The organism is Streptomyces sp. NPDC051907 (assembly GCF_040681075.1).
GTDB lineage: Bacteria > Actinomycetota > Actinomycetes > Streptomycetales > Streptomycetaceae > Streptomyces.
This window is the reverse complement of sequence record NZ_JBFAYB010000006.1, coordinates 22,927-42,258: the sequence shown is the minus strand read 5'-3', so window position 1 is coordinate 42,258 and position 19,332 is coordinate 22,927. Positions and strand designations below refer to the sequence as shown.

Sequence of the window (19,332 nt, the reverse complement as noted above, 5' to 3'; positions counted from 1 at the left end):
CGCGCTACACCGTCCCCCCGAGCCGGTGCAGCACGGCGTCGAGCAGTCCGTCGGCGTCCAGGTCGACCCCGCCGCGGCGCAGGAACACCGCGTTCAGCAGCTGGTCGGTGGCGAGCTCCCCGCGCGCCCGGCGCGCCAGGAACGCCCGCAGCAGGTCGTCGTGGTCCGCGAGGCCCTCCGCGCCCAGGTGGGCGTGGACGATGGCCAGCAGCCTGTCCTCGTCGGGCTCCGGCAGCGCGAGCCGTACGCAGCGGCGCAGGAACGCGGGCGGGAAGTCCCGCTCGCCGTTGCTGGTGATGATCACGACGGGGAACTCCCTGCACCGCACCCGGCCCCTGGCCACCCAGGTCCAGGTGTCCGGGTCGGCCGTCATCACCCGCACCGACGCCTGGTCCTCGGGGAGCCTGGCGAGCTCCGGGATCTCGAACTCGCCCTCCTCGAAGACGTTGAGCAGGTCGTTGGGAAGGTCGACGTCGCCCTTGTCGAGCTCGTCGACGAGCAGCACCCGCGGCCGCGAGCCCGGCACCAGCGCCGTGCCGAGCGGTCCGAGCCGTACATACGAGCCGATGCCCAGCTCTCCATCGCCCTCGCCCAGGTCGCGACGGAGGTTCGACTCGCGCAGGCGGCCGATCGCGTCGTAGCGGTAGAGCGCGTCCTGGAGCGCGGCCCGGCTGTTGACCGGCCATTCCAGCACCCGGCCCAGCCGCAGCTCGTGCGCGACGGCATGGGCGAGCGAGGACTTCCCGGTGCCCGGCTGGCCCGTCACCAGAAGGGGGCGGCGCAGATGCAGCGCCGCGTTGACGACGTCCGCCTCGGCGCGGCCGATCAGATACGGCGGCGGCGCGCTTCGGCCCGCGCCGGTCGGGCCGTCGAAGCGGCGCCACGGCGGGGCCGCGGGGAACTCCACCGCACGGGCCTGCCCGTCGCCGCGGAACAGCCGCCAGTCCTCAAGGCCCTGGCCCCTCGCGTCGGCGCCCGGTGCTCGGTTCATCGGATGTCCGCTCCTTCCGCGGGTTCCAGGAGCCCCTCCTCGGGGTCCCGGAGTTCGAGCCCGCCGGGCAGCGGCAGCTCGGTGTTCTCCCACACCAGCGACGGCCGGGCGGACGAGGGGGCGCCCGCGCGGTACTGCCGGGCGCGGAAGTGGTGGATCCGTTCCGGCAGCTGGTGCAGCGGCCCGGCCGGCGCGACGTCGTCGAGCCGGCCGGCGTGCTCGTGGCCTTCCGCGTCCCGGTCCCACAGCACCACCGGGACGCCCATGGCGAGGCAGAGCTGGAGCAGCTGCTCGCGCGGCGAGCGCGGGCCGTGCAGCACGACCTGGGCGGTGTCCCGGTGGCTGGTCTCCAGCAGGGCGTACAGCTGCTCCTGCGACGCGCAGCTCTCGTCGACGACCAGCGGGCCGGCGCCCCGGCCCTCCCAGCGGCGGCGCAGCTCGGCCTCGCGGCGCGGGACGCGGGCGCTCACCTCGGGGCAGCGCAGCGCGATGCGGAACTTCACCCCCAGCGGGACCCGGGGCAGGAACTCCACCGAGCTGGCCGCCTCCCACTCGTCGAAGGGCAGCTCGATCCCGTCCCGCCCCACCACGATGTCCACGTGCGCGACGCCCTGTCCGCCGTCGTCCCGCGAGGTCTCCGCCGCCGCCCGGATCAGCTTGGCGATGTCGGCGGCCGTGCGGGGCCGGTCCGGGGAGACGAGCAGGGCGGCCTCGCCGTCCTGGCGCACCTCCCACAGCGTGCAGTCGAACGCGTCGGGCCGACCGGAGATCTCGGCGACCAGCCGTACGACGGGGGAGGGGCGGTACCGCGCCCAGGCCGCGGCGTCCGCGCGCCGCTGCTGGAGCGCGGCCGGATGGCTGCCAAGGCGTGCGGCGACCCGCCCCGACCAGGACTGGAGGGCCTCGCGCACCGGCGGGGCGGAGACGGCCGCCGCGTACTCGACCAGCGTGAGCAGCGCGGGAACGGGCGGGACGCCGTCGGGGAGGTCCGCCGGATCGCGGTGCGCCTCCAGCTCCGTGACCGCCGTCTCCACGTCGCCCGGGGCCAGCCGCGGGCCGCTGAGCGAGCGCGGCGGGGCGAGATAGCGCAGCGCCTCGCGCGCGACCCGCGGCAGCAGCGCGGGGTCGGCGGCCGCGACCGGAGTCAGCTCCCGTACGAGGAACCGGTGTTCGTCGAGCGAGAGCAGGCGCGCCGTGCCGGTCAGCCGGCCCAGCGACAGCAGCCGGTCGAGGCCCGCGCGGCCGTGGGCGTCCGTCAGGGCGGGGGCCAGCGACTCGGCGAGGGTGGCGAGCGCCCGCTCCTCCGAGGCGAGCAGCTGCGCCAACTCCTCGACGGACGGGGCGGATTCCCCCGAGGGCGGCTCGTACCCGAGACGGGCGGCGAGCGTACGGGCGTGCTGGGCGCGCCGGACCGGGTCGCCGAGCAGCGACCACAGCTCGGCGGAGTACCCGGCGGCCGGGGCCACGTCGCCCTGGGCGGCCGAAGGGTACGCGTAGGCGCTCGGACAGGCGGCCTCGTGCACGGCGCACTGGGCGACCACGTCGGCCGCGCCCGCGCGGTCCAGCTCGTCCCGGATCGCCTGCCAGGGCACCGCCCAGCTGCGCCGTACGGTCGTCTGGGAGGTCATCGGCCCGTCCCCGGGCATCACATGCGCCACCACCAGGCCCACGACCGTGGCGTCCTCCGTCGACCAGAGCGGGCCGCCGCTGAAGCCGGGGCCGATCGCGGCCCCGGACAGCTCTCCGTCGAGGTAGCCGAACTGACCGTCCTGGAGCTTGACCCTCGTGTCGGCGAAGGCGATGGGCGCCCCGCCGCCGTGCCAGGCGCGCAGCGACTGGCCCTCGGCCATGTCCCGCCAGACGACGGGCCGCAGCCACGCGGGCGCGGGCTCGTCGAGCCTGAGCACGGCGAGGTCGCCGTGCCAGACCATGGCGGGTCCGCGCTGCGGCGGCACCCACACGGAGAGCCGGGCGGTGAGGCTCTGGCGCGCGTCGGCGGCGCCGTGGAAGGCGAGGTGCAGGGCGCAGTCGGCGGGCTTGGCGGGGTCGTACAGACTCCTGCCCAGCGCGTCGTTGACGACGTGCGCGCAGGTCATGACGGTGCGCGGGGACAGGAGCGCGGCGCTGCCCGCGGCGGTCGGCGCGCCCTGGTGCAGTACCGAGACGCGGGGCGCGGCCGCGGCCGGCCTTCTGAACCAGCTCATCAGGGCCCAGGCGGGGCGGAGGGCGTCCGCGCGGTCTGCCAGGTGGCCGAAATGCTCATGGTGGCCTTGCCGTTGGCCCCGACGATGCCCAGCTTCAGGTCCTGCCCGATCTCCACGCCGAACGCGACCGTGATCTCCTGCGGCGGGTTCTGGGACGCCGACACCGCGCCGTGCACCTCGTCGAGCAGCGGACCGAGCGGGCGCAGGGCGCTGCGCAGCGCGTCGGCGGCGAGCGTCGCGGCCCGCCCGGAGCCGCTCGCGACGGGCGCGGCCGAGCCGAAGCCCTCCGGCATATCGGGCGCGCCGTCCGGCTGCGGCGGCACGACGAGCGGCTCTCCGGCGCCGGACAGCTCCAGCCGCACCTGCGAACCGTCGGACAACGCGAGCTCCATGTACGAGGGCATCTGGCCATTGTGCCGATCAAGGGCGGGCGCCGGCAGCGCTTTGCGCTCACTGCGTGTGGAGCGGGGGTCGACTCTCAGCCAGTCGAAAGGGGTGCGCCCGGGGTCGTCATGATCGATTCAGGGGTGAGTCTGTCCGCCGATGATGCGGAATGTCGGGGCATCGTGGGGTGGCACGCCCTCTGAGGGGGCGGATAGGGTCGGGGCGGCGCGACTGCCTGTTCGAAAGCAAGGGATAGCAAGTGACGGACGGAGCAGTGAATCAGCCCGCGCGCGTGCTCGTCGCGGCTGACAAGTTCAAGGGCTCGCTCACGGCCGTACAGGTCGCGGAGCGGGTGAGTGCCGGGCTCCGGCGGGTCGTGCCGGATCTGGCGGTCGAGACGCTGCCGGTCGCGGACGGCGGCGACGGCACGGTGGCCGCCGCGGTGGCGGCCGGCTTCGAACGCCGCGAGGTCCGGGTGACCGGTCCGCTCGGCGAGCCCGTGACCGCGGCGTACGCCCTGCGCGAGGGCGCCGCGGTGGTGGAGATGGCGGAGGCCTCGGGCCTTCAGCACCTCCCCGAGGGCGTCTTCGCGCCGCTCGCCGCGACGACGTACGGATCCGGCGAGCTGCTGCGCGCCGCTCTGGACGCGGGCGCGCGGACCATCGTGTTCGGCGTCGGCGGCAGCGCGACCACGGACGGCGGGGCGGGCATGCTCGCCGCGCTCGGCGCGCGCTTCCTGGACGCCGGCGGAGAGCCCGTGGGCCCGGGCGGCGGCGGCCTGCGCGATCTCGCGACGGCCGACCTCTCCGGCGTCGACCCCCGCTTCAAGGACGTCGAGCTGGTCCTGGCGAGCGACGTGGACAATCCGCTGACCGGGCCGAAGGGCGCGGCAGCGGTGTACGGCCCGCAGAAGGGCGCGACCCCCGAGGACGTGGAGACCCTGGACGCGGCGCTCGCGCACTACGCGTCCGTCCTCGGCCCCGAGCAGGCGGAGCAGCCCGGCGCGGGCGCGGCCGGCGGCATCGGCTACGGCGCGCTGGTCGCCCTCGGGGCGAGCTTCCGCCCGGGTATCGAGGTCATGCTCGACGTGCTGGGCTTCGCCTCCGCGCTGGAGCGGGCGACCTTGGTGATCACGGGCGAGGGCTCCCTGGACGAGCAGACGCTGCACGGCAAGGCCCCGGCGGGCGTCGCGGCGGCGGCCCGCGCGGCGGACATCGAGGTGGTCGCGGTCTGCGGCCGTCTGTCCCTGCCTCCGCAGGCGCTGGGCCGGGCGGGCATCCGTCGGGCGTACGCCTTGACGGAGCTCGAGCCGGACCCGGCGAAGTGCATGGCCGAGGCGGGACCGCTCCTGGAGCGGGCGGCGGAGGCGATCGCGAGGGACTTCCTGCGCTGAGCCGAGCGGGGACGGGGAGCGCTTCGCCTCCACTCCTCGGCGCGGGTGCGAGCGGCGCTGGCGGGCCCTGGCCTCGCCGCGCCCTGTGGGGCGCTGGGCCGGGCGGGCATCCGTCGGGCGTACGCCTTGACGGAGCTCGAGCCGGACCCGGCAAGGTGCATGGCCGAGGCCGGGCCGCTCTTGGAGCGGGCGGCGGAGGCGATCGCGAGGGACTTCCTGCGCTGAGCTGAGCGGGGGCGGGGAGCGCTTCGCCCCCACTCCTCGGCGCGGGCGCGAGCGGCGCTGGCCTTCCGGGCGCGGCGCGGGTGCCGGGCCCGGGCTGTGCCTCCGCATGCGACTCCTCGGCGCAGGCGCAGGCCTCCCCGCGCCCTGTTGGGCCCAGGCGCCGGGCGGGACCGTGCCTCCGCGAGCGCCGACGAACGGGTGGTCAGGGCGCCGGCGCAGGTCCGCACGCCCTGCTCCCCGCCCGGGCGACGGCCGCGCCCCTCTCCCTCCGCGCGCTCGTCGCGCCCGGTGGGCGATGCGGGCGGACGGCCGGCGTACCGCGGGCACCCGGGCGCGTCCGCCCGGCTCACTCCGTCCGGGACCCGCTGCGCGCCGCCCAGAGCGCGACGACGCCCGCCGCGACCATCAGCGTGACGTTGAACGCGGAGCCGAGCGCCGCCTGCCGCGGCCAGTCCTGCTGGGCCGCCAGCCGGTAGAGGTTGTCCCGCGGCCACCACGAGACGAGCAGCCAGACAAGGGACAGATGCGCCGCCGCGGCCAGCCCCCGGGGCCCGCCGCCCCGCCGCGCCATCAGCCGCCGTCCGCCGAACAGGAACCCCGCGCCCGCGGCGAAGGCCAGCGACTCGCAGAGGTACAGCCCGCGGAAGAACCACGTCCACGGGTCGGGCACGAGCGAGAGGTCCGTCGACCCCGGCCAGATGACGTCGGTGAGGAAGAACGACATGATCGCCGCCGGAACGCTCACCACCAGAGCGGTCACCGCCCCCTCCTCGGCCGGCGCGAGCGCGCCGCCCCTCCCGCCGCCCGCCGGGCGCCTCGCCGTGCGCGCGGGCGGCCGTACCAGCGCCGTGCGGTCCACCTTCCCCGCGCTGTTGCGCGGCAGCGCCCCGACCGCCACCACCGTGCGCGGAATGTCCGCGTCCGGCACGGTCCCGGCGAGATGGCTCCGTACGGTCTCCGCCCCCGGCGCGTCGCCCGCCGCCGGCACCACATAGGCGATCAGCCGCCCGCCGCCCTCGCCGACGACGGACTCGCGGACCTTGGGGTGGGCGGCCAGCGCCGCCTCCACCGGGTAGGTGTCCACGGTCCGGCCGTCCACCGTGACCCGGTGCGCGATCCGGCCCCGGAACTCCAGCGGCCCCTCCCCGTCCCGCCGCCCGAGGTCCCCGGTGGGCACGGCGTCCCCGCCGCCGGGCGGGGTCAGCCAGATCTGGCCCTCGTGTATCTGGGCGGCGCAGCCGGGAAACGGCTGTCCGAGGTACGCGTGCCGCTCCGCGTCCTCGACCGGCGCCGCCAGCTGGCCCGTCTCGAACCAGGTCCCGCAGCCCGCGACCTCGGCGGGGCCGTACACATTGATCAGCCGCGCCCCGGGGGCCAGCAGCCGCTCCAGCCGCAGCTGCTCGTCCAGCGTCAGCCGCTCCCCGCCGACCGCCAGGAGCCGCAGGCCGGGCAGCTCGCCGCGGCCGTCCAGCAGCTCCGCCGCGGTCAGCGGGTCGGTGTCGGCCACGGTGAACGTCTCGCGCCGGGTCAGCACCAGCGTCGCGCCCGCGCCCAGCGTCCGGATCCAGCCCGCCGTGAACTCCACGCTGTCCGGCGAGGCGGTCAGCAGCACCCGGTCCTCGGGCACGAGCCGGTAGACCTCGGCCCAGGCGTCGTACGCGGCGGTCAGCCGGTGGTGCGGGGTGCTCACGGCCCGGCGGGCGCCCGTCGTCCCCGCGGTGAACAGCACGGCGGCCCGCGCGCTCGCGCGGGCCCCGGGTGCGGGCAGCGGGTCGGCGGAGCGGGCGCGGACGGCCTCGGCGTCGGTGTCCAGGACGATGAAGGGCTGGCTCCTGCCGTCGTCGACGAGCGCCAGATGCGTCTGGTGGGTGAGGACGGCGCGGGCGTCGCCGAGGGCGTGCGGTGTGGGCTGCCCGGGCGCGACGACGGCGTACGCCCCGCCCGCCTTCAGGGCCGCCAGCGCGGCGATCAGCACATCGGGCGTCCGCAGGGTGCGTACGGCGACCAGGGCGCCGGACGGCAGCCGGACGGTCTCGGTCAGGTGCCGGGCCAGCCGGTTGGCCCGGGCGTCCAGCTGGGCGTAGCTCAGCCGGTCGCGGTCGGTGATCACGGCGGTGCGGTCCGGCGACAGCCGCACCCGGTCCTCGAACAGGCGGTGGAGCGTTCCCCCTGACATGGCCGTCGATCATTCCAGAAGAGCGCACCCATGACGAGAGGGCCCAGATGCGCAACGCACCCGGGCCCTCACTCGCTGTATTCGATTGTCCGGCCGTCCGGTCGTCCTCGGCCGGCGCCTACGGATGTTGCGCGGCACGCGCCTCGCGGTTCTCGCGGCGGTTGTCCCGGAAGGTGTTCACCCGGCGAGCCGTGGCGAACAGCGGGATCGTCGCCGCCATCACGATCTGCAGTGCGCAGCCGGTCTGGAGCAGCAGCTGCCCGCCCGGCGCGTCGAACGCCCAGGCCGCCAGCATGCCCATCGCGCCCACGATCCAGCTGAGCATCGCCACCGCGAGGATGCCCCGCGGCTTGGGGTACTCGACCCGGCTCACCATCAGCCAGGCGACGCCGATGATCGCGAGCAGCGTCGGGATGAACGGCAGCTCGAGCAGCACGACGGAGACCACCGTCAGCGCGCCGAAGGGGCTCGGCATGCCCTGGAACATGCCGTCCTTCAGCGTCACGCAGGAGAATCTCGCCAGCCGCAGCACCACCGCCAGCAGCACCACGATCGCGGCCACCGCCGAGACCTTCTGCTGCGCGCCGGGCGTGACCATGCCGTACACCAGTACGAAGTAGGCCGGGGCCAGACCGAAGCTGATCAGGTCCGAGAGGTTGTCGAGCTCGGCGCCCATCGGGGAGGAGCGCAGCTTGCGCGCCACGATGCCGTCGAACAGGTCGAAGATCGCCGCGGCCAGCATCAGGATCACGGCGGTGGCGGCGCTGTTGCGCGCCATGCCGGTCTCGGTGCTGCCCGTGAGGTGCGGGATGAGGATTCCGGTGGTGGTGAAGTACACCGCCATGAATCCGCACGTGGCGTTGCCGAGCGTGAGGGTGTCCGCTATCGACAGCCTCAGTGACAGCGGCATGTCCTCCGCGTCGTCGTCCTGGGCCTCGTCTTCCGCGGCCCAGCCGGCCGCCTGAGTATCAGGATCAATCACGGTCAATGCGAGTCACCCCCGCAGTCGTGGTCTGACCGACCTCGACCGCGACTTCGACACCCTCCGGAAGGTAGATGTCGACACGCGATCCGAAGCGGATCAGACCGATGCGCTCGCCCTGCTCGACCTTGGTGCCCTGCGGGATGTACGGCACGATGCGTCGCGCCACGGCGCCCGCGATCTGCACCATCTCGATGTCGCCGAGCTCGGTGTCGAAGTGCCAGACAACGCGCTCGTTGTTCTCGCTCTCCTTGTTGAACGCAGGAACGAAGCCGCCGGGCACGTGCTCGACCGAGGTCACCGTGCCGGCCAGCGGCGCGCGGTTGACGTGGACGTTCAACGGGCTCATGAAGATCGCGACGCGGGTGCGTCCGTCCTTCCACGGCATGATGCTCTGCACCACTCCGTCGGCGGGCGAGATGACCCGGCCCTGTGCGATCTCACGCTCGGGGTCGCGGAAGAACCACAGCATGCCCGCCGCGAGCGCGGTGGTGGGCACGGCGATGGCCGCGGCGCGCCGGGAGCGGCGCGAACGGGCCAGGCTGATCGCTGCGGTGGCGACGGTCGGCAGAAGCCACGGCGATGCTCCGCGAGCAAGGCGTCCCTTGGGGAAGCCGTCGCGTGGTGCAGAGGTTTGGCTGTGGGGCATGGATGACCTTCGTAGCGGATGATGCCGCGCGGGCAACGGGGACGGCGGCTTTCAAGCGATGTTATCGGTTGCCGGGCGCAACTGGGAAAGCAAGCAGCCGAGTCGGAGGCCGGAAGACGATGACAGGGTGTGATCTTCTTCGCGGCCTTACCGGCCCAAAAGCGACAATCATCCCTGGAATCGGTACTCCTCGAGCAGCCGACGACCAATGATCATTTTCTGGATCTCGGCGGTACCTTCACCGATCAGCAGCATCGGAGCCTCGCGGTAGAGGCGCTCGATCTCGTACTCCTTGGAGAAGCCGTAACCGCCGTGGATACGGAAGGCGTCCTCGACGACTTCCTTGCAGTATTCGGAGGCGAGGTACTTCGCCATCCCTGCCTCCAGGTCGTTTCGTTCCCCGGAGTCCTTTTTGCGTGCTGCGTTCACCATCATCGCATGCGCGGCCTCGACCTTGGTAGCCATCTCGGCCAGCTTGAACTGAATCGCCTGGTGCTGGGCGATGGCCTTGCCGAAAGTGTGCCGCTGCTGGGCATAGGAGACGCCCAGCTCGAAGGCACGCTGCGCGACTCCGCAGCCACGGGCCGCCACATTGACGCGGCCGACCTCGACGCCGTCCATCATTTGGTAAAACCCTCGGCCGGTGACCCCGCCGAGTACCCGATTGGCCGGAATGCGCAGTCCGTCCATGATGAGTTCGGTCGTGTCGACGCCCTTGTAGCCCATCTTGTCGATCTTCCCCGGAATGGTGAGACCCGGGCGGACCTCCCCGAAGCCGGGCTCCTTCTCGACGAGGAAGGTCGTCATCGACTTGTGCGGGGCCGTGCCCTCAGGGTGTCCTTCGTCACTTCGGCACAGAACGGCGACCAGATTGGACGTTCCGCCGTTCGTCAGCCACATCTTCTGGCCGTTGAGGACGTACTCGTCGCCGTCCTTGACGCCCTTGGACGTGATGGCCGACACATCCGAGCCGAGCGCCGGCTCGGACATCGAGAACGCGCCGCGCACCTCGCCCAGCGCCATCCGGGGCAGGAAAGTGTCCTTCTGCTCCTGCGTGCCGTGCTGCTTGAGCATGTACGCCACGATGAAGTGCGTGTTGATGATGCCCGAGACGGACATCCAGCCACGCGCGATCTCCTCGACGCACAGCGCGTAGGTGAGCAGCGACTCGCCCAGACCGCCGTACTCCTCGGGAATCATCAGGCCGAACAGGCCGAGTTCCTTCAGACCTTCGACGATCTGCGTCGGGTACTCGTCGCGGTGCTCCAGCTCGGTCGCGACAGGAATGATCTCTTTGTCGACGAATTCCCTGACCGTGGCCAGGATTTCCTGCTGGACGTCGGTCAGACCATGGGTCTGGGCGAGTCGGCTCATGGCTACTTCTCCTGCGTCTTCGGCTCCGGGCGGCCGGGCTGCTCGCCGCCGCGCTCCTTGATGTACGTCTCGGTCGGGACCATCACCTTGCGCCGGAACACGCAGACGACGGTGCCGTCCTGCTTGTAGCCCTTGGTCTCGACATAGACGATCCCGCGGTCGCTCTTCGACTTCGAGGGGGTCTTGTCCAGAACCGTCGTCTCGCCGTAGATGGTGTCGCCGTGGAAGGTCGGCGCCACGTGCTTGAGCGACTCGACCTCCAGATTGGCGATGGCCTTGCCGGACACGTCCGGGACGGACATGCCGAGGAGCAGCGAGTAGACGTAGTTGCCCACGACGACGTTCTTCCCGAAATCCGTCGTCTTCTCCGCATAGTTCGTGTCCATGTGGAGGGGGTGGTGATTCATCGTGAGCAGACAGAAGAGGTGGTCGTCGTACTCCGTGACCGTCTTTCCGGGCCAGTGCTTGTAGACGTCCCCGACGGTGAACTCTTCGTAGGTGCGGCCGAACTGCATGGTCTACGCCTCCGGGGCTTCGAACGTGGAGGTACGGGCCATCCCGGCGGCCCGTCCCTTGCCCGAGATGACCAGCGCCATCTTGCGGCTGGCCTCGTCGATCATCTCGTCGCCGAGCATCGCCGAGCCCTTCTTGCCGCCGGCCTCGGACGTGTAGTAGTCGTACGCGTCCAGGATCAGCTCGGCGTGGTCGAAGTCCTCCTGGGACGGCGAGAAGATCTCGTTGGACGCCTCGACCTGGCCCGGGTGGAGCACCCACTTGCCGTCGAAGCCGAGGGCCGCGGCGCGCTGCGCGACCGCCTTGTAGCCGTCGATGTTGCGGATCTGCAGGTAGGGGCCGTCGATCGCCTGGAGGTTGTTGGCGCGGGCCGCCATCAGGATCTTCATCAGGATGTAGTGGTACGCGTCGGCCGGGTAGCCGGGCGGCTGCTCGCCCACGACGAGGGACTTCATGTTGATGGAGGCCATGAAGTCGGCCGGGCCGAAGATGATGGTCTCCACCCGCGGGGAGGCCTGCGCGATCTCGTTGACGTTGTTGAGACCCTGCGCGTTCTCGATCTGCGCCTCGATGCCGATCTTGCCGACCTCGAAGCCCATCGTCTTCTCGATCTGGGTGAGCAGCAGATCGAGCGCGACGACCTGCTGCGCGTTCTGCACCTTGGGCAGCATGATGCAGTCGAGGTTGGGGCCGGCGCCCTCGACGACCGTGACGACGTCGCGGTAGGTCCACTCCGTGGTCCAGTCGTTGACCCGCACGACCCGCGTCTTGCCGGTCCAGTCGCCCTCGTTGAGGAACTTCACGATGGTGTGCCGGGCCTCGGGCTTGGCGAGCGGCGCGCAGGCGTCCTCCAGGTCGAGGAAGACCTGGTCGGCGGGGAGGCCCTGAGCCTTCTCCAGGAACCGCGGGTTGCTGCCGGGGACCGCGAGACAGGAGCGGCGCGGACGCAGACGGTTGACGGGGGTTGTCATGCGGGGACCTCCAGAGGGTCGAGCTTGTTCGCTTTCCGGATCTCGTCGACGATACGGCCGATGATCTCCGTGATGCCGAAGTCCTTCGGGGTGAATACCGCGGCCACGCCGGCCGCGCGCAGCGCCTCGCCGTCGGCGTTCGGGATGATCCCGCCGACGATCACCGGTATGTCGGCCGCGCCGGCCTCGCGCAGCCTCTCCAGCACATCGGGCACCAGCTCGGCGTGCGAGCCGGACAGGATCGACAGGCCCACGCAGTGCACGTCCTCCGCCAGCGCGGCGGACACGATCTGCTCGGGCGTGAGCCTGATGCCCTGGTAGACCACCTCGAAGCCGGCGTCCCGGGCGCGCACGGCGATCTGCTCCGCGCCGTTGGAGTGGCCGTCCAGGCCGGGCTTGCCGACCAGCAGGCGCAGTCGGCCCGCGCCCAGCTCGTCCGCGGTGCGGGACACCTTCTCCCGTACGGCGGCGAGCGGAGTGCCCGCCTCGGCGGTCACGGCGACGGGAGCGCTGGAGACGCCCGTCGGCGCGCGGAACTCGCCGAACACGTCCCGCAGGGCCCAGGACCACTCGCCGGTGGTGACGCCCGCACGGGCGCACTCGACGGTGGCGGCCATCATGTTCGAGGTCCCGGCCGCGGCCTTCTTCAGCGCGGAGAGGGCCTCGGTCGCCCGGGCCTCGTCGCGGTTGTCGCGCCACTCGTGGAGCTTTGCGACCACCCGCGCCTCGTTCGCCGGGTCGACTGTCATGATCGCCGTGTCGAGGTCCGCGGTGAGCGGGTTGGGCTCGGTGGTCTCGAAGATGTTGACGCCGATGATCTTCTCGTCGCCCGCCTCGATCCTGGCCCGCCGCTCGGCGTGCGAGGAGACCAGCTGGGACTTGAGATAGCCGGACTCGACGGCCGCCATCGCGCCGCCCATCTCCTGGATCCGGGCGATCTCGGCGAGGCACTCGGCGACCAGGGACTCCACCTTGGCCTCGATGACGTGCGAGCCGGCGAAGATGTCCTCGTACTCCAGCAGGTCCGACTCGTGCGCCAGCACCTGCTGGATGCGCAGCGACCACTGCTGGTCCCAGGGCCGGGGCAGCCCCAGCGCCTCGTTCCAGGCGGGCAGCTGCACGGCGCGCGCGCGGGCGTCCTTGGAGAGCGTGACGGCCAGCATCTCCAGGACGATCCGCTGGACGTTGTTCTCCGGCTGCGCCTCGGTCAGGCCGAGCGAGTTGACCTGGACGCCGTAGCGGAAGCGGCGCTGCTTGTCGTTCTCGATGCCGTACCGCTCACGTGTGACCTGGTCCCAGATGCGGCCGAAGGCGCGCATCTTGCACATCTCCTCGATGAAGCGCACGCCCGCGTTCACGAAGAAGGAGATCCGGGCGACGACGTCGCCGAACTTCTCCGGCGGCACCTGGCCCGAGTCCCGGACCGCGTCGAGCACGGCGATCGCCGTGGACATCGCGTACGAGATCTCCTGGACCGGCGTGGCGCCCGCCTCCTGCAGGTGGTAGCTGCAGATGTTGATCGGGTTCCACTTGGGGATGTTGGCCACCGTGTAGGTGATCATGTCGGTGGTCAGGCGCAGGGAGGGACCCGGCGGGAAGACGTGCGTCCCGCGCGACAGGTACTCCTTCACGATGTCGTTCTGCGTCGTGCCCTGGAGTTTGGCGGGGTCCGCGCCCTGCTCCTCCGCGACCACCTGATAGAGCGCCAGCAGCCACATCGCGGTGGCGTTGATGGTCATCGAGGTGTTCATCTGCTCCAGGGGGATGTCCTGGAACAGCCGGCGCATGTCGCCGAGGTGCGAGACCGGGACCCCGACCCGGCCCACCTCGCCGCGGGCGAGGATGTGGTCGGGGTCGTAGCCGGTCTGCGTCGGCAGGTCGAACGCGACCGACAGGCCGGTCTGGCCCTTGGCGAGATTGCGCCGGTACAGCTCGTTGGACGCCTCGGCGGTGGAGTGCCCGGCGTACGTCCGCATCAGCCACGGACGATCCTTCTGACGCTCTGTCATCTAACGGACCTCAGACGTTCCGGAAGCGGTTGATGGCGTCGAGGTGCTTGGCGCGCATCTCCTCGTCGCGCACGCCCAGTCCCTCGCTCGGGGCGAGGGCGAGGACGCCGACCTTGCCCTGGTGGAGGTTGCGGTGCACGTCGTACGCGGCCTGGCCGGTCTCGTCGAGCGAGTAGACCTTCGACAGGGTGGGGTGGATCTTGCCCTTGGCGATCAGACGGTTGGCCTCCCACGCCTCGCGGTAGTTCGCGAAGTGCGAGCCGATGATCCGCTTCAGCGACATCCACAGGTAGCGGTTGTCGTACTCGTGCATGTAGCCCGAGGTGGAGGCGCAGGTGGTGATGGTGCCGCCCTTGCGGGTGACGTAGACGCTGGCGCCGAAGGTCTCGCGGCCGGGGTGCTCGAAGACGATGTCGATGTCCTCGCCGCCGGTGAACTCGCGGATGCGCTTGCCGAAGCGCTTCCACTCCTTCGGGTCCTGGGTCCGCTCGTCCTTCCAGAACTTGTAGCCCTCGGCGCTGCGGTCGATGATCGCCTCGGCGCCCATCGCACGGCAGATGTCCGCCTTCTGCTCGCTGGAGACGACGCAGATCGGGTTGGCGCCGCCGGCCAGCGCGAACTGGGTGGCGTACGAGCCGAGCCCGCCGCTCGCGCCCCAGATCAGCACGTTGTCGCCCTGCTTCATGCCGGCGCCGTTGCGGGAGACCAGCTGGCGGTAGGCGGTGGAGTTGACCAGTCCGGGGGCCGCGGCCTCCTCCCAGCTGAGGTGCTTCGGCTTCGGCATCAGCTGGTTGGACTTGACGAGCGCGATCTCGGCGAGCCCGCCGAAGTTGGTCTCGAAGCCCCAGATGCGCTGCTCGGGGTCGAGCATCGTGTCGTTGTGGCCGTCGGAGGACTCCAGCTCGACCGAGAGGCAGTGCGCGACGACCTCGTCGCCGGGCGTCCAGGCGTTGACGCCGGGGCCGGTGCGCAGGACGACGCCCGCCAGGTCGGAGCCGATGACGTGGTACGGCAGGTCGTGGCGCTTGCTGAGCTCCGAGAGGCGTCCGTAGCGCTCCAGGAAGCTGAAGGTGGACACCGGCTCGAAGATCGAGGTCCAGACGGAGTTGTAGTTCACCGAGCTGGCCATGACGGCGACCAGGGCCTCGCCCGGGCCGAGCTCGGGGACCGGCACGTCCTCGACGTGGATGGACTTGCGCGGGTCCTTCTCGCGGGTCTCGAGGCCCGCGAACATGTCCACCTCGTCCTTGTGCACGGTGACCGCGCGGTAGGACTCGGGGATGGTCAGTGCGGCGAAGTCGGCGGGGGTGCTTTCCGTCGACTGAATCGCGTCCAGGATTTCCTTCACGGGGTGCCTCCGGCCAAGCGCGTTGGGAACGCTGAGGGGATAGTCGGGGGTTGCTGCTGCTGTGGAGGTGTGCCGTCGGTTCGGCGGGGTGGTGCTCGGCAGCGCTGGTAGCGCGAGAGGTTGCCTGTGACGCAGGCGCCCGGGCGCACAAACCGATGGTTTGCGGGGACAGCCGGCGTACGAATGGTCTCTGCACGCCGGCCGCCCGGACACCTTCAACGTATGGCACCCCGTGCCAGGCCGCAAGACACTGCGTGCCAACAATTTCTCTCAGTTGTCATCTGGCGGGCACGCATGAGCAACAACGGCCGCCTCGGGAGAGGCGGCCGTTGCCGAGGGTGTTCGGTTGTGTGCGGGAGGTGTTCTGTGCGCGGGGTGCTGGGCGCCCGTGTCGTGGGATGCGCGGGCGCCGGGGGCGTCGAGGCGCGCCCCGGCCGGCTGAGCCCTGGGCCTCCGGGCCGGCTGGGCCCTACGCCTCCTTCAGCGCCTGCTCGATCGTCCGCATGACCTCGCTGAGCGGCGCGTCCGTGCGCGCCACCGCGACCAGCACCTCGCCGTGCGTCCTCACCGAGGCGACGGCCTCGTCGTCGGACTCCGAGGCCGAAGAGGCCGTCGTCGTCACGGACTTGGAGCGCCCCGCGCCGATGCCCGAGCCGAAGGTGTCCCGCACGATCGCGAACGCGTGGTCCAGCTGCGTCTCCACGTCGCCCTGGCCGCCCGCCCTCAGCCAGCGGCGCAGCACGTGGTTGTGCGCGGTGACGACCGCGGACGCCGCGACCTCCGCCAGCAGCGGGTCGTCGTTGCCGTCGTGGTGGTCGCGCTCGTCGAAGTGGCCCAGCAGATAGCGCGTGAACAGCCGCTCGTAACGGGCCACCGAGGCGATCTCGCGCTCCCGCAGCGTCGGCACCTCGCGGGTGAGGCGGTAGCGCTCGACGGAGACGGCCGGGGAGGCCGCGTACATCCGCATGACCTCCTTGATGCCCCGGCACACGGTGTCCAGCGGGTGCTCGTGCGCGGGAGCGGCGTTGAGCACCGCCTCCGCCCGTACGAGCGTGTCGTCGTGGTCCGGGAAGATCGCCTCTTCCTTGGAGCGGAAGTGGCGGAAGAAGGTCCGCCGGGCGACCCCGGCCGCCGCCGCGATCTCGTCGACGGTCGTCGCCTCGTACCCCTTGGTCGCGAACAGCTCCATGGCCGCGGCCGCCAGCTCGCGGCGCATCTTGAGACGCTGCGCGGCCGCGCGGCTGCCCGCGGCGCTCTCCGGAGCGTCCGGAGCGGGCTTGGTACGGGAAGGACGACTGGGATCAGAGGGCTGGGGCATGAGCTGAACGTACTGCATTCGTGCAGGAGAGTGCGCCTGCGGGGCCGGGCTGCCCGAAGGTCCGAGCAGCCCGCCCCAGCCGGCGTCGCGATCAGCGCCGGGCATATTCGCGGAAGCCACGCCCCGTCTTGCGGCCGAGGCAGCCCGCGGCCACCAGGTGCTCGAGCAGCGGCGCGGGCGCCAGGCCCGGGTCGCGGAACTCGCGGTGGAGGACCTTCTCGATGGCGAGCGAGACGTCGAGCCCGACCACGTCGAGGAGTTCGAAGGGCCCCATGGGGTAGCCGCCGCCGAGCTTCATCGCCGCGTCGATGTCGTCGAGGGAGGCGTAGTGCTCCTCGACCATCTTGATCGCGTTGTTGAGGTACGGGAAGAGCAGCGCGTTCACGATGAAGCCGGCGCGGTCGCCGCAGTCCACCGGGTGCTTCTTGATCTTCTTGGTGACCTCGCGGACGGTGGCGTGGACGTCGTCGGAGGTGAGGACCGTGCGGACGACCTCGACCAGCTTCATCGCCGGCGCCGGGTTGAAGAAGTGCATCCCGATGACGTCCTGCGGGCGCGAGGTGGCGCGGGCGCAGGCCACGACCGGCAGCGAGGAGGTCGTGGTGGCGAGCACCGCGCCCTGCTTGCAGATCTTGTCGAGCGTGGCGAAGAGCTGCTGCTTGATCTCCAGGTCCTCGGCGACCGCCTCGACGGCGAGGTCGACCTCGGCGAAGGAGTCGAGCGTGCCGGCCGGGGCGACCCTGGCCAGCGTCTCGTCCCTGGCCTCGGCCGTCATCCGGCCCTTGTCGACGGAGCGGGCGAGGGACTTGGCGATGCGGGCCTTGGCCGTCTCGGCCTTCTCCAGGCTGCGGGCGGCGAGCACGACGTCGTAGCCGGCCTTGGCGAAGACCTCGGCGATGCCGCTCGCCATGGTGCCGGAGCCCGCCACGCCGACCGAGCGGACCTCGCGGCCGGCGGCCTGCTCGGCCGCCTGCTGCGGCGTCAGCGCGTCGGCGACCGTCTCCGCGGTGCCGGCGGCGGCGTACGAGTAGAAGCCGCGACCCGTCTTGCGGCCGGTCAGGCCCGCCTCGCTGAGCTGCTTGAGGATGGGGGCGGGCGCGTGCAGACGGTCGTGGGAGGCGGAGTACATCGCGTCCAGGACGGTCCGGGCGGTGTCGATGCCGATCAGGTCGAGCAGCTCGAGCGGGCCCATCGGCAGCCCGCAGCCGAGCTTCATCGCGGCGTCGATGTCCTCGCGGGAGGCGTACTTCGCCTCGTACATCGCGGCGGCCTGGTTCAGGTAGCCGAAGAGCAGCCCGTCGGCGACGAAGCCGGGGCGGTCGCCGACCCTGACGGGCTCCTTGCCCAGCTCGCGGGCGAGCGCGGTGACGGTCTCGACGGCCAGCGGCGAGGTGAGCACCGAGGAGACGACCTCCACGAGCTTCATCGCCGGCGCCGGGTTGAAGAAGTGCAGGCCGAGCACGCGCTCGGGGTGCTGGGACTCGGCGGCCAGCCGGGTCACCGACAGGGCGTTGGTGCCGGTGGCCAGGATCGCGTCGTGGCGCACGACGGCGTCCAGCTCGCGGAAGACCTGCTGCTTGATCTCGTACGTCTCCGGAACGACCTCGATCACCAGGTCGGCGTCGGCGGCGGCCTGGAGATCGGAGAAGGTGCGGAAGCGGGCGAGGGTGTTCCGGCGCTCCTCCTCGGTGATCCGCTCGCGCTCCACGGCGCGGGCGGTGGAGGCCTCGAGGGCGGCGACGGCCTGGCGAGCGGCCGCGTCGCTGACGTCGATGCCGATGACCTCGCGGCCGGCGCGGGCGAGGACCTCGGCGATGCCGGTGCCCATCGTGCCGAGGCCGACGACGGCAATGGTGTGGAGAGGGGTGTCCATCGGGGGACTCCAGGGATGAGTGACGACTGATGAGGAGCGCGCGCGAAGAGGGGAACGCCGCTGAGGGCCGACGAGGGCCGAGAAAGGCCCAGGAAGGCCAAAGGGCGTGAGGCGCACGGCGTTTGCGTGTCGTGGTGCTGAGCCGACCGACTCTGTCCCGGAGCCGTGTCGTACGTCGTGCAGAAGTGCCGAACCGACAAGCACTCGCGGCGGCTGCGTCACCAGGCCACCGTGAGCTGTGCGGGGGTTACCCGCTCACTTGAGATTAACTCGCGAGTAACGAGCGCGCCAGACCCCGGCCGATGTGATCTGGATCGCCGGGCCGTCACGGATACGCTGGTACCCATGGACGAAGAGTTACGAGCCCTCGCGCGGCGGCTGAGGGGCGAGTCGGGCGGGTCGGCCGCGTACGAGCGGCTGCTGGTCACCCAGGACCAGGAGGAGCTCGCCGGCGTCCTCACCGAGCACGAACGGCCTCTGTGGGCGAGAGAGATGGCGGCCTTCCGGCTCGGCTGCGCCGGCGACCGGCGGGCCTTCGAGGCGCTCGTGCTGCTCCTGAACCACCGCGACCCTGACCGCTGCGTCTCCGCGGCGCACGCTCTGGCGCTGCTGGACGACCCCCGCACCCCGCGCGCGGCGGCGGCGCTGGCCACCAACGAGCTGCGGGTCGCCTATGCGCTGACGCCTGTACGGCTGCTCACCCGCCTGCGCGCGCCCGAGTCCGTGCCGGCCCTGATCACGCTCCTGCGCCGCCGGCTGACCGCGCCCGGGGACCCGTACTGGCGGGTGGCCCTGGCCTGCGTCGAGGGGCTGGGCGCCCTGGGCGACGAGCGGGCGGCCGACGTCCTGCGCGGGGCGAGCGCCCACCCCCGCCTCACGGCGGCGGCCGAGGCGGCACTGGCCAGACTGGGGTGAGCGGCGG

The 19,332-nt window shown here is 71.9% G+C and carries 15 protein-coding genes; 2 read left to right on the top strand and 13 right to left on the bottom strand.

The genetic code is table 11. The annotated features are described in order from the left end of the window. Window positions 1-4 precede the first annotated feature (4 nt). Genes AB0M39_RS05975 through AB0M39_RS05965 form a run of 3 tightly spaced genes read right to left on the bottom strand, consistent with a single transcriptional unit; the run spans window position 5 to window position 3,599 of the window. The gene (locus AB0M39_RS05975) at window positions 5-991 is read right to left on the bottom strand and encodes an AAA family ATPase (RefSeq protein WP_365360607.1); all 987 of its coding nucleotides are present in this window, start codon (window positions 989-991) and stop codon (window positions 5-7) included. After that, complete coding sequence (locus AB0M39_RS05970; RefSeq protein WP_365360605.1) at window positions 988-3,195, bottom strand: trypsin-like peptidase domain-containing protein; 2,208 nt, start codon at window positions 3,193-3,195, stop codon at window positions 988-990. Before AB0M39_RS05970 ends, AB0M39_RS05975 begins: the two co-directional genes overlap by 4 nt. After that, window positions 3,195-3,599: a CU044_2847 family protein gene (locus AB0M39_RS05965; RefSeq protein WP_365360603.1), complete on the bottom strand. Its 405-nt coding sequence runs from the start codon at window positions 3,597-3,599 to the stop codon at window positions 3,195-3,197. Before AB0M39_RS05965 ends, AB0M39_RS05970 begins: the two co-directional genes overlap by 1 nt. Window positions 3,600-3,838: 239 nt before the next feature. On the opposite strand from AB0M39_RS05965, the gene AB0M39_RS05960 reads away from it, so the two are divergent. Beyond that, complete coding sequence (locus AB0M39_RS05960; RefSeq protein ID WP_365360601.1) at window positions 3,839-4,972, top strand: glycerate kinase; 1,134 nt, start codon at window positions 3,839-3,841, stop codon at window positions 4,970-4,972. A gap of 571 nt (window positions 4,973-5,543) precedes the next feature. On the opposite strand, the gene AB0M39_RS05955 is transcribed toward AB0M39_RS05960, so the two are convergent. The 10 genes from AB0M39_RS05955 to AB0M39_RS05910 all read right to left on the bottom strand — a co-directional run bounded on the left by AB0M39_RS05955 (window position 5,544) and on the right by AB0M39_RS05910 (window position 18,410). Next, window positions 5,544-7,373 (bottom strand): AMP-binding protein, encoded by a 1,830-nt coding sequence (locus AB0M39_RS05955; RefSeq protein ID WP_365360599.1) that lies wholly within the window; start codon window positions 7,371-7,373, stop codon window positions 5,544-5,546. Between the two features lie 118 nt (window positions 7,374-7,491). Then, the gene (gene pssA / locus AB0M39_RS05950) at window positions 7,492-8,355 is read right to left on the bottom strand and encodes a CDP-diacylglycerol--serine O-phosphatidyltransferase (RefSeq protein WP_365360597.1); all 864 of its coding nucleotides are present in this window, start codon (window positions 8,353-8,355) and stop codon (window positions 7,492-7,494) included. Then, entirely contained in the window at window positions 8,348-9,004 is a 657-nt protein-coding gene (locus AB0M39_RS05945; RefSeq protein WP_365360595.1) for a phosphatidylserine decarboxylase, read from the bottom strand. The genes pssA and AB0M39_RS05945 overlap by 8 nt, the downstream gene beginning before the upstream one ends. 168 nt (window positions 9,005-9,172) lie before the next feature. Continuing rightward, a complete protein-coding gene (locus AB0M39_RS05940) occupies window positions 9,173-10,378 on the bottom strand; it encodes an acyl-CoA dehydrogenase family protein (protein ID WP_365360593.1) in 1,206 nt (401 codons plus the stop codon). A gap of 2 nt (window positions 10,379-10,380) precedes the next feature. Next, the gene (locus AB0M39_RS05935; RefSeq protein WP_365360591.1) at window positions 10,381-10,893 is read right to left on the bottom strand and encodes a MaoC family dehydratase; all 513 of its coding nucleotides are present in this window, start codon (window positions 10,891-10,893) and stop codon (window positions 10,381-10,383) included. Window positions 10,894-10,896: 3 nt separating this feature from the next. Continuing rightward, window positions 10,897-11,862 carry a CoA ester lyase gene (locus tag AB0M39_RS05930; RefSeq protein WP_365360589.1) on the bottom strand — a complete coding sequence of 322 codons (966 nt, stop codon included), beginning with the start codon at window positions 11,860-11,862 and terminating at the stop codon, window positions 10,897-10,899. Beyond that, window positions 11,859-13,871, bottom strand: a complete 2,013-nt coding sequence (locus AB0M39_RS05925; RefSeq protein WP_365360587.1) for a protein meaA — start codon at window positions 13,869-13,871, stop codon at window positions 11,859-11,861. Before AB0M39_RS05925 ends, AB0M39_RS05930 begins: the two co-directional genes overlap by 4 nt. Window positions 13,872-13,881: 10 nt before the next feature. Next, window positions 13,882-15,219 carry a crotonyl-CoA carboxylase/reductase gene (gene ccrA, locus AB0M39_RS05920; protein WP_365360585.1) on the bottom strand — a complete coding sequence of 446 codons (1,338 nt, stop codon included), beginning with the start codon at window positions 15,217-15,219 and terminating at the stop codon, window positions 13,882-13,884. A 469-nt stretch (window positions 15,220-15,688) separates the two neighbouring features. Then, complete coding sequence (locus tag AB0M39_RS05915; protein WP_365360583.1) at window positions 15,689-16,537, bottom strand: TetR family transcriptional regulator; 849 nt, start codon at window positions 16,535-16,537, stop codon at window positions 15,689-15,691. Window positions 16,538-16,628: 91 nt separating this feature from the next. After that, entirely contained in the window at window positions 16,629-18,410 is a 1,782-nt protein-coding gene (locus tag AB0M39_RS05910; protein ID WP_365360581.1) for a 3-hydroxyacyl-CoA dehydrogenase family protein, read from the bottom strand. 345 nt (window positions 18,411-18,755) lie between these two features. Between AB0M39_RS05910 and AB0M39_RS05905 the strand changes: the two genes are divergently transcribed. Further along, window positions 18,756-19,325 (top strand): adenylosuccinate lyase, encoded by a 570-nt coding sequence (locus tag AB0M39_RS05905; RefSeq protein WP_365360579.1) that lies wholly within the window; start codon window positions 18,756-18,758, stop codon window positions 19,323-19,325. Window positions 19,326-19,332 lie beyond the last annotated feature (7 nt).

What these genes read in the sequence shown, in the direction of transcription:
- AB0M39_RS05975 (WP_365360607.1), bottom strand. Translation starts at nt 991, where the DNA reads ATGAACCGAGCACCGGGCGCCGACGCGAGGGGCCAGGGCCTTGAGGAC.
- AB0M39_RS05970 (WP_365360605.1), bottom strand. Translation starts at nt 3,195, where the DNA reads ATGAGCTGGTTCAGAAGGCCGGCCGCGGCCGCGCCCCGCGTCTCGGTA.
- AB0M39_RS05965 (WP_365360603.1), bottom strand. Translation starts at nt 3,599, where the DNA reads ATGCCCTCGTACATGGAGCTCGCGTTGTCCGACGGTTCGCAGGTGCGG.
- AB0M39_RS05955 (WP_365360599.1), bottom strand. Translation starts at nt 7,373, where the DNA reads ATGTCAGGGGGAACGCTCCACCGCCTGTTCGAGGACCGGGTGCGGCTG.
- AB0M39_RS05945 (WP_365360595.1), bottom strand. Translation starts at nt 9,004, where the DNA reads ATGCCCCACAGCCAAACCTCTGCACCACGCGACGGCTTCCCCAAGGGA.
- AB0M39_RS05940 (WP_365360593.1), bottom strand. Translation starts at nt 10,378, where the DNA reads ATGAGCCGACTCGCCCAGACCCATGGTCTGACCGACGTCCAGCAGGAA.
- AB0M39_RS05935 (WP_365360591.1), bottom strand. Translation starts at nt 10,893, where the DNA reads ATGCAGTTCGGCCGCACCTACGAAGAGTTCACCGTCGGGGACGTCTAC.
- AB0M39_RS05930 (WP_365360589.1), bottom strand. Translation starts at nt 11,862, where the DNA reads ATGACAACCCCCGTCAACCGTCTGCGTCCGCGCCGCTCCTGTCTCGCG.
- AB0M39_RS05925 (WP_365360587.1), bottom strand. Translation starts at nt 13,871, where the DNA reads ATGACAGAGCGTCAGAAGGATCGTCCGTGGCTGATGCGGACGTACGCC.
- AB0M39_RS05915 (WP_365360583.1), bottom strand. Translation starts at nt 16,537, where the DNA reads ATGCCCCAGCCCTCTGATCCCAGTCGTCCTTCCCGTACCAAGCCCGCT.
- AB0M39_RS05910 (WP_365360581.1), bottom strand. Translation starts at nt 18,410, where the DNA reads ATGGACACCCCTCTCCACACCATTGCCGTCGTCGGCCTCGGCACGATG.
- AB0M39_RS05905 (WP_365360579.1), top strand. Translation starts at nt 18,756, where the DNA reads ATGGACGAAGAGTTACGAGCCCTCGCGCGGCGGCTGAGGGGCGAGTCG.